Raw genomic sequence first — 17,520 nt, 5'->3', positions numbered from 1 at the left:
TTTTAAGACACCGTGAACTGTCCGTGAGTCGCCCTTGACTGGATCATGAAGTGTCATGAGCCTGGCATGGGTTCGCCGCCGTGGCGGACCACTGCTAGGGGGGTACATGAGACACAGAGCGAGATCGATCCTCGCTGTCGGCGCGCTCCTGCTCGGCGGAGCCGCACTCGCACCCATGGCGCAGGCGCAGACCGGGAGTTCCCCGAAACCCGACCCCGACCAGGTCAAGGTCTTCCACGCCGACGTCACCAAGAAACAGATTCCCCTCCTGCTCGAAGCCGGGCAGGACGGCAATGAACTCGGCGACCAGGTCACCGGATCCGGGAAGACGGAAGTCGAGCTGTACCTCACCGACCAGCAGGCGAAGAAGCTGGCGAAGCAGGGCGTGGACCTCACCGAGCACACGGTGTCGGCCAAGGCCGAGGCGCGGGTGGCGGGCGCCTCGCAGGGCGTGTTCCGCCCCTACAGCGGCACCGGCGGGCTCGAACAGGAGATCCTCGCGACCGCACAGGCCAACCCCGGTCTCACCAAGGTCGAGTCCATCGGCAAGACGGTCGACGGGCAGGACATCCTCGCGCTCAAACTGACCAAGGGTGCGAAGAAGTCGAAGGACGGCTCCAAGCCCTCCGTGCTGTACGTGTCCAACCAGCACGCCCGCGAGTGGATCACGCCGGAGATGACCCGCCGGCTGATGCACTACTACCTGGACAACTACAGCACGAACAAGCGCATCAAGAAGATCGTCGACTCCACCGAGCTGTGGTTCGTGCTGTCCGCCAACCCGGACGGCTACGACTACACCTTCCAGAACTCCGACACCCGCCTGTGGCGCAAGAACCTGCGGGACGTCAACGGCGACGGTGTCATCAGCGCGGGTGACGGCGTCGACCTCAACCGCAACTTCGGTTACAAGTGGGGCTACGACGACGAGGGCTCGTCCCCCAACCCCACCAGCGAGACCTACCGCGGCGCGAGCCCCGAGTCCGAGCCCGAGACCAGGGCGCTGGACGACTTCGAGAAGCGGATCGGGTTCACGTACGGCATCAACTACCACTCCGCCGCCGAACTCCTCCTCTACGGCGTCGGCTGGCAGGTGGCGACCCCGACCCCGGACGACGTCCTCTACAAGGCGCTCGCCGGCACCCCGGACAACCCCGCGATCCCCGGCTACCACTCGCAGGTCTCCTCGGAGCTGTACACCACCAACGGCGAGGCGGACGGCCACGCGTCGAACGTCAACGGCATGGCGATGTTCACCCCCGAGATGTCGACCTGCCAGACGGCCTCGAACATCGACCCGAACGACGCCTGGAATGCCGCCGACTGCCAGTCGGTCTTCAACTTCCCGGACGACGAGAAGCTGATCCAGGACGAGTTCGAGAAGAACATCCCCTTCGCGCTCTCCGTCGCCGAGACCGCCGCCCACCCCGACCAGCCGGTCTCCTCGGTCGGCCTGAGCGCCGCCGACTTCACCCCCGCGACGTTCTCCACGTCGTACTCGCGCGGCGCCGACCAGAAGGTCTCCGTCGTCGTCCGCAAGGCGATCCGCGACAAGGAGCTCAAGTACCGCGTCAACGGCGGCCGCACACGGGACATGGCACTCAAGGCCTGGAAGGGCGGCGAGACCTACGGCGGTGACGACAACCTCTACTTCGACGAGTACCGGGCCAAGGTGAAGGACGGCGACCCGGGCGACAAGGTCGAGGTGTGGTTCACCGGGGAGACGAAGAGCGGCAAGAAGGTCTCCAGCTCGCACTTCACGTACACCGTCGCCGAGCGGCCCAGGGCGGACACCCTGGTGGTCGCCGAGGAGGGCACCAAGGCCACCCAGGCGCAGACCTACGTCGACGCGCTGAAGGCGGCCGGGCACAAGGCGGTCGTCTGGGACGTCGCCACCCAGGGCGCACCCGACGCGCTGGGCGTGCTGGGGCACTTCAAGACCGTCGTCCACTACTCCGGCACCGCGGGTCCCGGCAACGACACCCAGCTCCAGCTGCGCGCCTACCTCAACGAGGGCGGCAAGCTGGTCGAGGCGGGCGAACTGGCCGGCGGCAGCGTCAAACTCGCCGACGGCACCCCGTCGGACGACTTCAGCCAGTACTACCTGGGCGCCTACTCCCGTACGTCGACGCCCGGAGCCACCGGCTTCACCGGCTCCGGCACCCTGGACGGCTTCAGCGGGCCCCTGAGCGGCACCTCCGCCAACCCGCTCGACAAGGCCGGTACCTACGCCGTCACCTCCGACGAGCTCTCGCCCGGCACCTACCCCCAGTTCGCCAGCGCGGGCGCCGGCCAGTTCACCGGGACCGTCAACCCGTACGGGCCGTACTCCGGGTCGTACATGGCCGCGGCCGTCCACACCGATGACGCCTACAAGCGCCTCACCCGCACCATCGACCTCAGCGGTGTCACCGCGTCCGAGCAGCCGACGCTCAGCGCCAGGCTGCTGTGGGACACCGAACCCGGCTACGACCACGCGGTCGTCGAGGCGCACGTCGTCGGCGCCGACGACTGGACGACCCTGCCCGAGAAGGGCGGCGCCACCAGCAGCGCCGTACCGAGCGAGTGCGGGGCGGGCTTCCTGATCGCCGAGCACCCGTGGCTCAAGCACTACCTGACCATCGCGGACGACCAGTGCACCGCGAGCGGCACCAGCGGCTCCTGGAACAGCTTCACCGGCAGTTCGGCGGGCTGGCAGCCGGTGAGCTTCGACCTGAGCGCCTACGCGGGGAAGTCCGTCGAGGTCTCCATCACCTACATCACCGACCCGGGCACCGGCGGGCACGGCGTCCTCGTCGACGACGCCTCGCTCGTGGTCGGCGGCAACGCCACCGAGACCGAGGGCTTCGAGTCCTCCCTGGGCCCCTGGAGCGTCACCGGACCGCCCGCGGGCAGCCCGGCCGTCCTCAAGGACTGGGAGCGGACCGGTGCGCTGTTCAAGACGTACGGAGCCGTCACCACCGACCGCACCGTGCTGCTCGGTTTCGGCCTGGAACAGGTCAGTTCCGCCGCCGATCGTGCCGCTCTGGTGAAGAAGGCGTTGACAGCACTCGACAATTGACGCCGACGGCACTCGACATGTGAGCCGACCCGCTCACGAACGAGTGAAAGCGCGGTAAAAATTGATCGGCATTTCGTGTCAAAACGGTTTGATACGACCTCCGATCCGAGGTGGTCCGTACCCCTACTGGCGGGTACGGGCCGCCTCGCCGTGTATGGGGGATCTGGATGTCACCGCGGGAGCCTCAGGGAGGTAGGGTCATGGGTGGTCGGGGACATCCCAAATACAGCTCGCCGGCACCGCATGGCCGGCGTACCAACGAGGAGATCGGTTCGTGACGATCCGCGTAGGCATCAACGGCTTCGGTCGTATCGGTCGCAACTACTTCCGCGCGCTGCTGGAGCAGGGCGCTGACATCGAGATCGTGGCTGTCAATGACCTGGGTGACACCGCGACCACCGCGCACCTGCTGAAGTACGACACGATCCTCGGGCGCCTCAAGGCCGAGGTGTCGCACACCGCCGACACGATCACCGTCGACGGCCACACCATCAAGGTGCTGTCCGAGCGCAACCCCGCCGACATCCCGTGGGGCGACCTGGGCGTCGACATCGTCATCGAGTCGACCGGCATCTTCACCAACAAGGAGGACGCCGCCAAGCACATCGCCGGCGGCGCCAAGAAGGTCCTCATCTCGGCTCCGGCCAAGAACGAGGACATCACCATCGTGATGGGCGTCAACCAGGACAAGTACGACCCGGCGAACCACCACGTCATCTCCAACGCCTCCTGCACCACCAACTGTGTGGCGCCGATGGCGAAGGTCCTCGACGAGAACTTCGGCATCGTCAAGGGCCTGATGACGACGGTGCACGCGTACACCAACGACCAGCGCATCCTGGACTTCCCGCACAAGGACCTGCGTCGCGCGCGTGCCGCCGCCGAGAACATCATCCCGACCACCACGGGTGCCGCCAAGGCCACCGCGCTGGTCCTCCCGCAGCTCAAGGGCAAGCTGGACGGCATCGCCATGCGCGTCCCGGTCCCGACCGGCTCCGCCACCGACCTGGTCGTGACGTTGCAGCGCGAGGTCACCAAGGACGAGGTCAACGCCGCGTTCAAGAAGGCCGCCGACGACGGCGACCTGAAGGGCTACCTGGCGTACACCGAGGACGAGATCGTCTCCTCGGACATCGTCGGCGACCCGGCCTCCTGCACCTTCGACTCCTCCCTGACCATGGTCCAGGAGGGCAACACGGTGAAGATCCTCGGCTGGTACGACAACGAGTGGGGCTACTCGAACCGCCTCGTCGACCTCACGGTCTTCGTCGGCAACCAGCTCTGATCGGCCGAACAGGCATCTCGATGCGGTAGCAGGGCTCGGGCAGCGCACGGTCGCGCCGCCCGGGCCCTGACGCGCGTAAGGATCGACCCGGCCGCATACGGTTCGATCAGTCCTCGTACGATCAAGAGCCCTCCTGTAGGAGTCCCCAACCATGAAGACGATCGACGAACTCCTCGCCGAAGGGGTCGACGGCAAGCGGGTCTTCGTCCGCGCCGACCTCAACGTGCCGATGGCCGACGGTCTCATCACCGACGACGGCCGTATCCGTGCCGTCCTGCCCACCGTCAAGGCCCTGGCCGACGCGGGCGCCAAGGTGGTCGTCGCCTCCCACCTGGGCCGCCCCAAGGGTGCTCCGGACCCCAAGTTCTCCCTGCTCCAGGCCGCCGAGCGGCTCGGTGAACTGCTCGGCGCCCCGGTCGCGTTCGCCCAGGACACCGTCGGCCCCGCCGCCCACGACGCGGTGAACGGCCTGCAGCCCGGCCAGGTCGCGGTCATCGAGAACCTGCGCTTCAACGCCGGCGAGACCTCCAAGGACGACACCGAGCGCGCCGAGTTCGCCGACCGGCTGGCCGCCCTCGCGGACGTCTACGTCGGTGACGGCTTCGGCGCCGTGCACCGCAAGCACGCCTCCGTCTACGACCTCCCGGCCCGGCTGCCGCACTACGCCGGCTACCTCATCGCCACCGAGGTCGGCGTTCTGAAGAAGCTCACCGAGGACGTCAAGCGCCCCTACGTGGTCGTGCTCGGCGGCGCCAAGGTCTCCGACAAGCTCGCCGTCATCGACCAGCTGCTCGGCAAGGCCGACCGCATCCTGATCGGCGGCGGCATGGTCTATACCTTCCTGAAGGCCAAGGGCTACGAGGTCGGCAGCTCCCTCCTCCAGGAGGACCAGCTCGCGACCGTCACCGAGTACCTGGAGCGCGCCGAGAAGACCGGCGTCGAGATCGTCCTGCCGGTCGACACCCTGGTCTCCGCCGAGTTCCCGGACCTGTCGGCCAAGGCTCCCACCAATCCCAGCACGGTCCCCGCGGACGCCATGCCGGCCGGGCAGATGGGCCTGGACATCGGCCCGGAGACCGGCAAGCTGTACGCCTCGAAGCTCGCCGACGCGGCCACCGTCTTCTGGAACGGCCCCATGGGCGTCTTCGAGCACCCCGACTACGCCGAGGGCACCCGGGCGGTCGCCCAGGCCCTCGTCGAGTCCAAGGGCTTCACCGTCGTCGGCGGCGGGGACTCCGCAGCCGCCGTACGCATCCTCGGCTTCGACGAGAACGCGTTCGGACACATCTCGACCGGTGGCGGCGCCTCCCTCGAATACCTCGAGGGCAAGACGCTCCCCGGCCTCGCCGCACTGGAGGACTGACCCCGCTATGACCACTCGCACGCCGATCATGGCGGGCAACTGGAAGATGAACCTCAACCACCTCGAGGCCATCGCGCACGTCCAGAAGCTCGCCTTCGCCCTGGCCGACAAGGACTACGAGGCCGTCGAGGTCGCCGTCCTGCCGCCCTTCACCGACCTGCGCTCCGTGCAGACCCTGGTCGACGGCGACAAGCTCAAGATCAAGTACGGTGCCCAGGACCTCTCGGCCCACGACTCCGGTGCCTACACCGGCGAGATCTCCGGCCCCATGCTGGCCAAGCTGAAGTGCACGTACGTGGTCATCGGCCACTCCGAGCGCCGCCAGTACCACGCCGAGACCGACGACATCGTGAACGCCAAGGTCAAGGCCGCCTACAAGCACGGTCTGACCCCGATCCTGTGCGTCGGCGAGGAGCTGGAGGTCCGCGAGGCGGGCAACCACGTCGCCCACACCCTCGCCCAGGTCGAGGGCGGTCTCAAGGACATCCCGGCCGAGCAGGCCGAGACCGTCGTGATCGCCTACGAGCCCGTGTGGGCCATCGGCACCGGCAAGGTCTGCGGCGCCGCGGACGCCCAGGAGGTCTGCGCCGCGATCCGCGCCAAGCTCGCCGAGCTGTACAGCCAGGAGCTGGCCGACCAGGTCCGCATCCAGTACGGCGGCTCCGTCAAGGCCGGCAACGTCGCCGAGATCATGGCGCAGGCCGACATCGACGGCGCCCTGGTCGGCGGTGCCTCGCTGGACGCCGATGAATTCGTCAAGATCGTACGCTTCCGCGATCAGTGAGTATGCGGTAAGCGGGATCCGTCGTACCCTTGCGGGGCACAGCTCTGTCGCTGTGCCCCGCAGTCCATCCGTATCCGAGGAAGTTGGTCCAGCCGTGGTTTTGGGGTTCTCGATCGCCCTGATCGTCTTCAGCCTGCTGCTGATGCTGCTGGTGCTGATGCACAAGGGCAAGGGCGGCGGCCTCTCCGACATGTTCGGTGGCGGCATGCAGTCCTCCGTCGGCGGCTCCTCGGTCGCCGAGCGGAACCTGGACCGGATCACACTGATCATCGGTCTGCTGTGGTTCGCGTGCATCGTGGTCCTCGGCCTCCTGATGAAGACGAACAGCTGATCCGCGACTCGCACACACGCACAATCCATACGTAAGGCCCCATGTTCGGTACGCGCACCTGAGCGCGGCCTATCATGGGGCTTGCGTCTAGGTGCGGAGGTGGTAACTCCCGCCACTGGACGCGCGTTGGGCCTTACGTAGACTGAGGCGCTCGCAACGAAGCGACACGCCGACTCGCTTCGCGGCACCATCACGCAGGGAGTTACGACCGTGGCAAGTGGCAACGCGATCCGAGGTAGCCGGGTCGGGGCGGGGCCGATGGGCGAGGCCGAGCGCGGTGAGTCCGCGCCCCGTCTGCGCATCTCCTTCTGGTGCTCCAACGGGCACGAGACGCAGCCGAGCTTCGCCAGCGACGCGCAGGTGCCCGAGACCTGGGACTGCCCGCGCTGTGGCTTCCCGGCCGGTCAGGACCGGGACAACCCGCCGGACCCGCCGCGCACCGAGCCGTACAAGACGCACCTCGCGTACGTACGGGAGCGGCGCAGCGACGCGGACGGCGAGGCGATCCTCGCCGAGGCGCTCGCCAAACTGCGGGGCGAGATCTAGAAGTTGACGCCGGCCGGGTGCCCACAAGGTGCCTGGCCGGAGCTGTCTCCACGGCCGGGTCCGGGTCCGCGTCCGGCCCGTTGTCAGTGGTGCCCTCTACGGTTTGTGCATCGGCGAATCGCGAGGGGGCGGCGGTGACGGTGGGCGAGGGGGTACCCGCATGGCGCGGGGGATTCGGGCGGCTGTGGACGGCCGCCGTGGTCTCCCGGTTCGGGGACGCGTTACGGACCTCCGCGCTGCCCCTGCTGGCCGCGCGCCTGACCGAGGATCCGCTCGCCATCGCCTCGGTCACCGCCTGCGGCTATGTGCCGTGGCTGCTGTTCGGGCTGCTCGGCGGTGCCGTCGCGGACCGGGTGGACCAGCGGCGTGCCATGTGGGCGGTGGACACGGTACGAGGGCTGCTCGTCGCCGCCTTCGCGCTCGTGGTGGCACTCGGTCACGCCTCGGTCCCGCTGCTGCTCCTGCTCGCCTTCGCGCTCACCACCCTGCAGACGCTCTTCGACAACGCCTCCACGGCCCTGCTGCCCTCGCTGGTGGACCGGCACGCCCTGGGCGGGGCCAACGCCCGGCTGATGACCGGCCAGCAGATCGCCGGCGGGCTGCTCGGGGCCCCGCTCGTGCCGCTGCTCCTGACGGCCGGCGCGTTCATGCCCTTCGCGGCCGACGCGAGCACCTACCTGGCGGCCGCGGCCCTGGTCGCCTCCCTGCGGATACGGCCGCCCGAGCGGGCGCCACGCCCGGCCGGCAGCACCCTGCGTACGGAGATCGGCGAGGGCCTGCGCGCCCTGTGGCAGGACCGCGCCCTGCGGGCGGTCTGCGTGGCCACGCTGCTCTGCAACATCGGCATGGGCGCCCTCATCGCCACCCTGGTGCTGCACGTGACCCGCTGGCTGCACGCCGGAACCGCGGGTTACGCGGCCGCCATGACCGCCTACTCGGCCGGCAGCATCACCGGTGGCTTCCTCGCCCAGCGCATCGCCCGCCGCACCGGCCGGGTACGGGCCCTGCTGGTCGCCGGGACGGTCCAGACATCGGCCCTGCTGCTCATCGGCACCGTCCGGCACCTCGGCGCCCTCGTCACCGGCATGCTCCTGCTCGGCGCGATGAACATGGTGTGGAACGTCAACCAGGTCACGCTGATGCAGCAACGCGCGCCCGAGTCGATGACCGGCCGGATGGCCTCCGCCTTCCGCACCTCCTCCACGTCCGGCGCGCCGCTCGGCGCCCTCCTCGGCGGGGCCGTCGCGGGAGCCTACGGCCTGAACGGCCCAGCGCTGCTGGCCGCCGTCCTCTTCGGCCTGGCCGTCACCTCGTTGATACCGGTGCGCCAGCCGGACGTACCTGTTGTTGCGCCGCGGGACAGCGCGACGGCAGGCCGTGCCCCGAGCTGATCAACTAGGTTGGAACGGCAGCGGCACAGGCACGCAACAGGACAGGTGCAAGGAAGAAGGCTGAAGTCGGAATGAACGCAGACGGCCGTACCAGGCTCAACCAGACGCCCGAGTGGACCGCGCTCGCCAAGCACCGGGAGGAGCTCGCCGACACCCGGCTGCGGGACCTGTTCGACGCCGATCCGGGACGCGGCACGGGCTACACCCTCCAGGTCGGCGACCTCCACATCGACTACTCGAAGCACCTGGTCAACGACGAGACGCTGCGGCTGCTGCGGGAGCTGGCCGCCGCCACCGACGTCTTCGGGCTGCGGGACGCCATGTTCCGCGGCGAGAAGATCAACGTCACCGAGAACCGCGCGGTGCTGCACACCGCCCTGCGCGCCCCGCGCGACGCGGTGATCGAGGTCGACGGCGAGAACGTGGTGCCGCAGGTGCACGCGGTCCTGGACAAGATGGCCGACTTCGCCGGCCGCGTCCGCTCCGGCGCCTGGACCGGCCACACCGGCAAGCGCATCAGGAACGTGATCAACATCGGCATCGGCGGCTCCGACCTCGGCCCGGCGATGGCCTACGAGGTGCTGCGCAGCTTCACCGACCGCGACCTCACGGTCCGCTTCGTCTCCAACGTCGACGGCGCCGACCTGCACGAGGCCACCCGCGACCTGGACGCGGCGGAGACCCTCTTCATCATCGCCTCCAAGACGTTCACCACCATCGAGACGATCACCAACGCGACCTCCGCCCGCAACTGGCTCCTCACCGAGCTGAAGGCCGGTCAGGAAGCGGTCGCCAAGCACTTCGTGGCCCTGTCCACGAACGCCGAGAAGGTGTCGGACTTCGGCATCGACACGGCCAACATGTTCGAGTTCTGGGACTGGGTCGGCGGCCGCTACTCCTACGACTCCGCCATCGGCCTCTCCCTGATGATCGCCATCGGCCCGGACCGCTTCCGCGAGATGCTGGACGGCTTCCACCTGGTCGACGAGCACTTCCGCACCGCCCCCGCCGAGTCCAACGTCCCCCTGCTCCTTGGCCTGCTGGGCGTCTGGTACGGCAACTTCCACGACGCCCAGTCGCACGCGGTGCTGCCGTACTCGCACTACCTCTCCAAGTTCACCGCCTACCTCCAGCAGCTGGACATGGAGTCCAACGGCAAGTACGTGGCGCGCGACGGCAAGGAGACCGACTGGCAGACCGGACCGGTCGTCTGGGGCACGCCGGGCACCAACGGCCAGCACGCGTACTACCAGTTGATCCACCAGGGCACCAAGCTGATCCCGGCGGACTTCATCGGCTTCGCCGAGCCGGTCGCCGAGCTGAGCGGTGAACTCAAGGCGCAGCACGACCTGCTGATGGCGAACTTCTTCGCGCAGACGCAGGCGCTGGCCTTCGGCAAGACCGCGGACGAGGTCCGCGCGGAGGGCGTCCCCGAGGAGCAGGTCGCGCACCGCACCTTCAAGGGCAACCACCCCACGACGACCGTCCTCGCGAAGGAACTCACCCCCTCGGTTCTGGGCCAGCTGGTGGCGTTGTACGAACACAAGGTGTTCACCCAGGGCGCCGTCTGGAACATCGACTCCTTCGACCAGTGGGGCGTGGAGCTGGGCAAGGTCCTCGCCAAGCGCATCGAGCCGGCCCTGACGGAGGGCGCCGAGGTACCGGGCCTGGACGCCTCGACGAAGGCACTGGTGACCAAGTACCGGGAGCTGCGCGGGCGTTAGACCCGGTCATGAAAGAACCCGTACGGCCGGTGCGGCCGTACGGGTTCTCTTCAGGGCTTCGTCAGGCCGAAGCCGGCGGGTACAGCGACCGTGGCAGCTGGGAGGCTGCCGTCGAGTCCAGGAGCCACAGGGTGCGCTGGCGGCCCTGGGCGCCTGCTGCCGGGGCCTGGATCTCGCCCGCGCCCGAGAGGGCGATGGCGACGGCCTCGGCCTTGTCCTCGCCCGCCGCCAGCAGCCAGACCTCGCGGGCCGAGCGGATGGCGGGGAGGGTGAGGGAGACACGGGTCGGCGGCGGCTTGGGGGCGCCGTGGACGCCGACCACCGTACGTTCCGTCTCGCGGACCGCGGGCAGCTCCGGGAAGAGCGAGGCCACGTGGGTGTCCGGGCCGACGCCCAGCATCAGGACGTCGAAGGTGGGCACCGAGCCGTGGTTCTCGGGGCCGGCTGCGCGGGCCAGCTCCGCCGCGTAGGACTCGGCCGCCGCGTCCACGTCCGTGCCCCAGGGGCCGTCCGACGCGGGCATGGCGTGCACGCGCTTCGGGTCCACCGGGACCTGGTCGAGCAGGGCGTCACGGGCCTGGGTGACATTGCGCTCCGGGTCGCCCTCGGGGAGGAAGCGTTCGTCGCCCCACCAGAGGTCGAGCCGGCTCCAGTCGATGGCGTCCCGGGCCGGGGCCGCCGCCAGGGCCGCCAGCAGGCCGTTGCCGTTGCGGCCGCCGGTGAGGACCACGGACGCCTCGCCCCGGGAGGCCTGGGCATCCACGATCTTCGTGATCAGACGGGCCGCGGCGGCCTGCGCCATCAGCTCCTTGTCGCGGTGCACGACCAGCTGGGGAGTGCTCATGTCGTCTTCGCCCTCTTCTTCAGCGGCGGCCTTTCCTGCGGTGCCGCTTCTGTCGTGGGAGCCTCGGCAGCAGCGGCTTCGGGGGCTGCTGCGTGGGTGACCGGTTCTCCTTTGGGCGACGGGTCCGTCGTAGCGGCGGCCGGTGCCGGGGCGGCCGGTACCGGTTCCGGAGCGGGGACCGCCGACGCGTTCAGGCGCTCCACGCCGAACCGCAGCGCGGACGCGTAGGTGTCGTCCGGGTCGAGCCGGCGCAGCTCCTCCGCGATCAGCTCGGCCGTGTCGCGCCGCTTCAGCGCCACCGCACGGTCCGGCTGGCCGTCGATGGACAGGGTGGCGAGGGAGCCGTCCGCGCGGTCGAGCGCGATCGCGCCCTCGCTGGTGGCCAGGCGGACCGCCGTCAGACCGGGGCCGGCCGACAGGGAGCGCTTGACGGGGACGTCCAGCCGGTCCGCGAGCCACATCGCCAGCAGCTCACAGCTCGGGTTGAACTCCTCGCCCTCCACCTCGACCGCCTTGACCTCGCAGACCACCTGGTCCAGGGCCGCCGCCAGCATGGAGCGCCAGGGCGTGATCCGGGTCCAGGACAGGTCCGTGTCGCCGGGGGTGTAGGCGTCCGCGCGGGCGGACAGCTCCCGTACCGGCTGCTCGGAGGAGTAGGTGTCGGTGACCCGGCGCTGGGCGAGGGCGCCCAGCGGGTCCTTCGCCGGGTCGAGCGGGGCGTGCACCGGCCACCAGACGACGACCGGCGCGTCCGGCAGCAGCAGCGGCAGCACGACCGAGTCGGCGTGGTCGGCGACCTCGCCGTACAGCCGCAGCACCACCGTCTCGCCGGTGCCCGCGTCCGCGCCCACCCGGACCTCGGCGTCCAGACGGGACGCCGTACGGTCGCGGGGGGAGCGGGAGACGCGCTTGATGACGACCAGCGTGCGCGAGGGGTGCTCGTGCGAGGCGTCGCCGGCGGCCTTCAGGGCGTCGTACGCGTTCTCCTCGTCGGTGACGATGACGAGGGTCAGCACCATGCCCACGGCGGGCGTGCCGATGGCCCGCCGGCCCTGCACCAGCGCCTTGTTGACCTTGCCGGCCGTGGTGTCCGTGAGGTCTATCTTCATGGGCGGCGCCAGCTCCGTCCGTCTCGGGCCAGCATCTCGTCGGCCTCGGCGGGGCCCCAGGTGCCGGACTTGTACTGGGCGGGCCTGCCGTGCGTGTCCCAGTACTCCTCGATCGGGTCGAGGATCTTCCAGGACAGCTCCACCTCCGCCGTGCGCGGGAAGAGGTTGGAGTCGCCGAGCAGGACGTCCAGGATCAGCCGCTCGTAGGCCTCCGGCGAGGACTCGGTGAACGACTCGCCGTAGGCGAAGTCCATCGACACGTCCCGGATCTCCATCGAGGTGCCCGGCACCTTGGAGCCGAACCGGACGGTGACGCCCTCGTCGGGCTGGACGCGGATGACGATCGCGTTCTGGCCCAGTTCCTCGGTGGCCGTCGTGTCGAAGGGGGAGTGCGGGGCCCGCTGGAAGACCACCGCGATCTCGGTGACGCGGCGGCCGAGCCGCTTGCCGGTGCGCAGGTAGAAGGGGACGCCCGCCCAGCGGCGGTTGTCGATCTCCAGCTTCACCGCGGCGTAGGTGTCGGTCTTCGACTTGGTGTCGATGCCGTCCTCTTCGAGGTAGCCGATGACCTTCTCGCCGCCCTGCCAGCCGGCCGCGTACTGGCCGCGCACGGTCGAACGGCCCAGGTCCTTGGGCAGCCGTACCGCGCCGAGCACCTTCTCCTTCTCCGCCGCGAGCGCGTCCGCGTCGAAGGAGGCCGGCTCCTCCATGGCGGTGAGGGCCATGAGCTGGAGCAGGTGGTTCTGGATGACGTCACGGGCGGAGCCGATGCCGTCGTAGTACCCGGCGCGGCCGCCGATGCCGATGTCCTCGGCCATGGTGATCTGGATGTGGTCCACGAAGGACCGGTTCCAGATCGGCTCGTACATGGTGTTGGCGAAACGCAGCGCCAGGATGTTCTGGACGGTCTCCTTGCCGAGGTAGTGGTCGATCCGGAACACCTGGTCCGGTTCGAACACCTCGTGCACGACCTTGTTGAGCTCCTCGGCCGACTTCAGGTCGTGGCCGAAGGGCTTCTCGATGACCGCGCGCCGCCAGGAGCCGCCGGACTGGTCGGCCAGACCGTGCTTCTTCAGCTGCTGGATGACCACCGGGAAGGAACGCGGCGGGACGGACAGGTAGAAGGCGAAGTTGCCGCCCGTGCCCTGCGCCTTGTCCAGTTCCTCGATGGTGGAGCGCAGCCGCTCGAACGCGTCGTCGTCGTCGAAGGTGCCCTGGACGAAGCGCATCCCCTGGATGAGCTGCTGCCAGACCTCCTCGCGGAAGGGGGTGCGGGCGTGTTCCTTGACGGCGTCGTGGACCTCGGCGGCGAAGTCCTCGTTGGCCCACTCGCGGCGGGCGAAGCCGACCAGGGAGAAGCCCGGCGGCAGCAGACCCCGGTTGGCGAGGTCGTAGACGGCGGGCATGAGCTTCTTACGGGAGAGGTCGCCCGTGACGCCGAAGATGACCAGCCCCGACGGCCCCGCGATACGCGGGAGCCGTCGGTCTGCGGGGTCACGCAGCGGGTTGCTGCTTGACAGGGTTCAGCCCTCCGAGGGGGCCAGGCGCTCCAGCTCCGCCTGGGTCGACTTGAGCAGGTCGTTCCAGGACGCCTCGAACTTCTCGACGCCCTCGTCCTCCAGTACCTGGACCACGTCGTCGTACGCGATCCCGAGCTTCTCGACGGCGTCGAGGTCGGCGCGGGCCTGCTCGTACGTGCCGGTGATCGTGTCGCCGGTGATGCCGCCGTGGTCCTCGACCGCGAGGAGGGTGGCCTCCGGCATGGTGTTCACCGTGTTCGGCGCCACCAGGTCGTCGACGTACAGGGTGTCCTTGTACGCCGGGTCCTTCACGCCGGTGGAGGCCCACAGCGGACGCTGCTTGCGGGCGCCCGCGTTCTCCAGCGCCTGCCAGCGGCCCGAGGAGAAGACCTCCTCGTACGCCTGGTAGGCGAGCCGGGCGTTGGCGACGGCGGACTTGCCGCGCAGCGCCTTGGCCTCGTCGGTGCCCAGGTCGTTCAGGCGCTTGTCGATCTCGGTGTCCACCCGGGACACGAAGAACGACGCCACCGAACGGATGAGCGACAGGTCGAGGCCGCGCTCCTTGGCCTTCTCCAGGCCGCTCAGGTAGGCGTCCATGACCGCGCGGTAGCGCTCCAGCGAGAAGATCAGCGTGACGTTGACGCTGATACCGAGGCCGATGACCTCGGTGATCGCCGGCAGGCCCGCCTCGGTGGCCGGGATCTTGATGAGGGTGTTGGGGCGGTCCACCAGCCAGGCCAGCTGCTTGGCCTCGGCGATAGTCGCCTTGGTGTTGTGCGCCAGGCGCGGGTCGACCTCGATCGACACCCGGCCGTCCTGGCCGTCGGTCGCCTCGAACACCGGGCGCAGGATGTCGGCGGCGTCGCGGACGTCCGCCGTGGTGATCATGCGGATGGCCTCTTCGACGGTGACCTTGCGAGCGGCGAGGTCCGAGACCTGCTGCTGGTAGCCGTCACCGGACGAGATCGCCTTCTGGAAGATCGTCGGGTTGGTGGTGACGCCCACGACGTGCTGCTGGTCGATCAGCTCGGCGAGGTTGCCGGACGTGATCCGCTTGCGCGACAGGTCGTCCAGCCAGATCGCGACGCCTTCCTCGGAGAGGCGCTTGAGTGCGTCTGTCATGGAATTACATCTCCTACGTGTCGTATATGAGCGTCAGCGCTGGGCGGCGGCGATGGATTCCCTGGCCTTGGCGGCCACGTTCTCGGCAGTGAAGCCGAACTCCTGGAAGAGCACCTTGCCGTCTGCGGAAGCACCGAAGTGCTCCAGGGAAACGATGCGGCCGGCGTCCCCGACGTACTTGTGCCATGTGAGACCGATACCCGCCTCGACCGACACCCGCGCCTTCACGGACGGCGGCAGGACGCTGTCCCGGTACCCCTGGTCCTGCTCCTCGAACCACTCCACGCAGGGCATGGAGACGACCCGGGTGGGCACGCCGTCGGCCTCGAGACGCTCGCGCGCCTCGACGGCGACGTGCACCTCGGAGCCGGTGGCGATGAGGATGACCTCGGGGGTGCCGTTCGAGGCCTCGAACAGGACGTAACCGCCCTTGACCGTGTCCTCGTTGGACTCGTACACCGGCACGCCCTGACGGGTCAGCGCGAGGCCGTGCGGGGCACCCTTGCCGAAGACCTTGGTGTAGCGCCTGAGGATCTCGCGCCAGGCGATCGCGGTCTCGTTGGCGTCGGCCGGGCGGACCACGTTCAGGCCCGGGATGGCGCGCAGCGAGGCGAGGTGCTCGACCGGCTGGTGGGTGGGGCCGTCCTCGCCGAGACCGATCGAGTCGTGCGTCCACACGTACGTCACCGGCAGGTGCATCAGCGCCGACAGCCGCACGGAGTTGCGCATGTAGTCGGAGAAGACGAGGAACGTACCGCCGTAGACACGGGTGTTGCCGTGCAGGGTGATGCCGTTCATCTCCGCGGCCATGGAGTGCTCGCGGATACCGAAGTGGATGGTGCGGCCGTAGGGGTCCGCGCCCGGCAGCGGGTTGTCCGCCGGCAGGAACGAGCTGTCCTTGTCGATGGTCGTGTTGTTCGACCCGGCGAGGTCGGCGGAACCGCCCCACAGCTCCGGGATCACCGCGCCGAGGGCCTGGAGCACCTTGCCGGAGGCGGCACGGGTCGCGACGCCCTTGCCGGGCTCGAAGACCGGGATCTTCTCCTCCCAGCCCTTGGGCAGCTCGCCCGCCAAGATGCGGTCGAAGTCGGCGGCCCGCTCGGCGTTGTTGTCACGCCACAGCTGGAACGACTTCTCCCAGTCGGCCTTGGCGGCCGCGCCGCGCTCGCCGGCCTGGCGGGTGTGGGCGATGACCTCCTCGGCGACGTCGAAGCTCTTCTCCGGGTCGAAGCCGAGGACGCGCTTGGTGGCCGCGACCTCGTCCGCGCCGAGCGCCGAGCCGTGCGCGGCCTCGGTGTTCTGCGCGTTCGGGGCGGGCCAGGCGATGATCGAGCGCATCGCGATGAAGGACGGCTTGTCCGTCACCTTCTTCGCGGCCTCGATCGCGTTGTAGATGGCGTGCGGGTCCAGGTCGCCGTCCGGCTTCGGGGCGATCCGCTGGACGTGCCAGCCGTACGCCTCGAACCGCTTGACGGTGTCCTCGGAGACGGCGGTCTCGGTGTCGCCCTCGATCGAGATGTGGTTGTCGTCCCACAGCAGGACCAGGTTGCCGAGCTTCTGGTGGCCGGCCATCGAGGACGCCTCGGCGGAGATGCCCTCCTGGAGGCAGCCGTCACCGGCGATGCAGTAGACGAAGTGGTCGAAGGGGGACTCGCCCTGCGGCGCGTCCGGGTCGAACAGACCGCGCTCGTATCGGGAGGCCATGGCCATGCCCACCGCGTTGGCGACACCCTGGCCCAGCGGACCGGTGGTGGTCTCCACGCCCTTGGTGTGGCCGTACTCCGGGTGACCGGGGGTCTTCGAGCCCCACGTCCGGAAGGCTTCGAGGTCTGCCAGCTCCAGGCCGAAACCGGCCAGGTAGAGCTGCGTGTAGAGGGTCAGCGACGAGTGACCGGCGGACAGCACGAAGCGGTCGCGGCCCACCCAGTCGGGGTCGGACGGGTCGTGCCGCATCACCTTCTGGAAGAGGGTGTACGCGGCCGGCGCCAGGCTCATCGCCGTACCCGGATGGCCGTTGCCGACCTTCTGTACGGCGTCGGCGGCCAGGACGCGGGCGGTGTCGACGGCCCGCTGGTCCAACTCGGTCCAGTCGAGGTCTGTGGTGGTCGGCTTGGTGCTCACCCTGAGTCAGGGCTCCTCTCCACATGTTCGGTTACCGGTCCACGGGCACACGCCGGCACCGGCTGCCGGTGCACTGGGTGCCCACCGGCCGTTGTCGAGCCTACCCCCGTAAGGACGTGCATTTTTTCGAGTGTTTCCAGACTGCCGGGACTCTCGGGGATCCGCCTCCCGACTGGCCGAGAAGGCATTCGGCACATGAATACGGAACCGCTCATCTGACTGCTCAACCGAGCCCCCTCACCCCTCTTCCGAGACGCCCTCCAACACGACCCCACCCCCGCGAAGGCCGAGGTATGGGCAACGTCTAAAGTGGCGTGGT

General features: G+C 69.2%; 13 protein-coding genes. 8 read left to right on the top strand and 5 right to left on the bottom strand.

What is annotated here, in order from left to right; all coding sequences use genetic code 11:
* The first annotated feature begins 106 nt into the window (after window positions 1-106).
* From ACWGKQ_RS19965 to pgi, 8 genes are all read left to right on the top strand, one after another.
* Window positions 107-3,061 carry a M14 family zinc carboxypeptidase gene (locus tag ACWGKQ_RS19965; protein ID WP_453293244.1) on the top strand — a complete coding sequence of 985 codons (2,955 nt, stop codon included), beginning with the start codon at window positions 107-109 and terminating at the stop codon, window positions 3,059-3,061.
* Between the two features lie 274 nt (window positions 3,062-3,335).
* Complete coding sequence (gap, locus tag ACWGKQ_RS19960; RefSeq protein WP_217544289.1) at window positions 3,336-4,346, top strand: type I glyceraldehyde-3-phosphate dehydrogenase; 1,011 nt, start codon at window positions 3,336-3,338, stop codon at window positions 4,344-4,346.
* A 151-nt stretch (window positions 4,347-4,497) separates the two neighbouring features.
* Window positions 4,498-5,709: a phosphoglycerate kinase gene (locus tag ACWGKQ_RS19955; protein ID WP_453293243.1), complete on the top strand. Its 1,212-nt coding sequence runs from the start codon at window positions 4,498-4,500 to the stop codon at window positions 5,707-5,709.
* 7 nt (window positions 5,710-5,716) lie between these two features.
* Window positions 5,717-6,493: a triose-phosphate isomerase gene (tpiA, locus tag ACWGKQ_RS19950; RefSeq protein ID WP_453293242.1), complete on the top strand. Its 777-nt coding sequence runs from the start codon at window positions 5,717-5,719 to the stop codon at window positions 6,491-6,493.
* Between the two features lie 100 nt (window positions 6,494-6,593).
* Window positions 6,594-6,824: a preprotein translocase subunit SecG gene (gene secG / locus ACWGKQ_RS19945; protein WP_217544850.1), complete on the top strand. Its 231-nt coding sequence runs from the start codon at window positions 6,594-6,596 to the stop codon at window positions 6,822-6,824.
* A gap of 210 nt (window positions 6,825-7,034) precedes the next feature.
* Window positions 7,035-7,370: an RNA polymerase-binding protein RbpA gene (locus tag ACWGKQ_RS19940; RefSeq protein ID WP_003976875.1), complete on the top strand. Its 336-nt coding sequence runs from the start codon at window positions 7,035-7,037 to the stop codon at window positions 7,368-7,370.
* A gap of 197 nt (window positions 7,371-7,567) precedes the next feature.
* Window positions 7,568-8,761: an MFS transporter gene (locus ACWGKQ_RS19935; RefSeq protein ID WP_453293259.1), complete on the top strand. Its 1,194-nt coding sequence runs from the start codon at window positions 7,568-7,570 to the stop codon at window positions 8,759-8,761.
* A 71-nt stretch (window positions 8,762-8,832) separates the two neighbouring features.
* Window positions 8,833-10,485, top strand: coding sequence for a glucose-6-phosphate isomerase (gene pgi, locus ACWGKQ_RS19930; protein ID WP_453293241.1), 1,653 nt, complete (start codon window positions 8,833-8,835; stop codon window positions 10,483-10,485).
* 61 nt (window positions 10,486-10,546) lie between these two features.
* Here the strand turns inward: pgi and pgl are convergent, their stop codons facing one another.
* From pgl to tkt, 5 genes are read right to left on the bottom strand one after another with little or no spacing between them, the layout of a single operon-like run.
* The gene (pgl, locus tag ACWGKQ_RS19925) at window positions 10,547-11,329 is read right to left on the bottom strand and encodes a 6-phosphogluconolactonase (protein ID WP_453293240.1); all 783 of its coding nucleotides are present in this window, start codon (window positions 11,327-11,329) and stop codon (window positions 10,547-10,549) included.
* Window positions 11,326-12,438, bottom strand: coding sequence for a glucose-6-phosphate dehydrogenase assembly protein OpcA (gene opcA / locus ACWGKQ_RS19920; protein WP_453293239.1), 1,113 nt, complete (start codon window positions 12,436-12,438; stop codon window positions 11,326-11,328). The genes pgl and opcA overlap by 4 nt, the downstream gene beginning before the upstream one ends.
* On the bottom strand, window positions 12,435-13,958 hold the full coding sequence (zwf, locus tag ACWGKQ_RS19915) for a glucose-6-phosphate dehydrogenase (RefSeq protein WP_453293258.1): 1,524 nt from the start codon (window positions 13,956-13,958) through the stop codon (window positions 12,435-12,437). Before zwf ends, opcA begins: the two co-directional genes overlap by 4 nt.
* Window positions 13,959-13,961: 3 nt before the next feature.
* Window positions 13,962-15,080, bottom strand: a complete 1,119-nt coding sequence (gene tal / locus ACWGKQ_RS19910) for a transaldolase (protein ID WP_453293238.1) — start codon at window positions 15,078-15,080, stop codon at window positions 13,962-13,964.
* 33 nt (window positions 15,081-15,113) lie between these two features.
* On the bottom strand, window positions 15,114-17,201 hold the full coding sequence (gene tkt / locus ACWGKQ_RS19905) for a transketolase (protein WP_453293237.1): 2,088 nt from the start codon (window positions 17,199-17,201) through the stop codon (window positions 15,114-15,116).
* Window positions 17,202-17,520: the final 319 nt, after the last annotated feature.

Source organism: Streptomyces sp. NPDC054770 (assembly GCF_053611985.1).
This window is presented reverse-complemented; position numbering and strand designations above follow the sequence as displayed.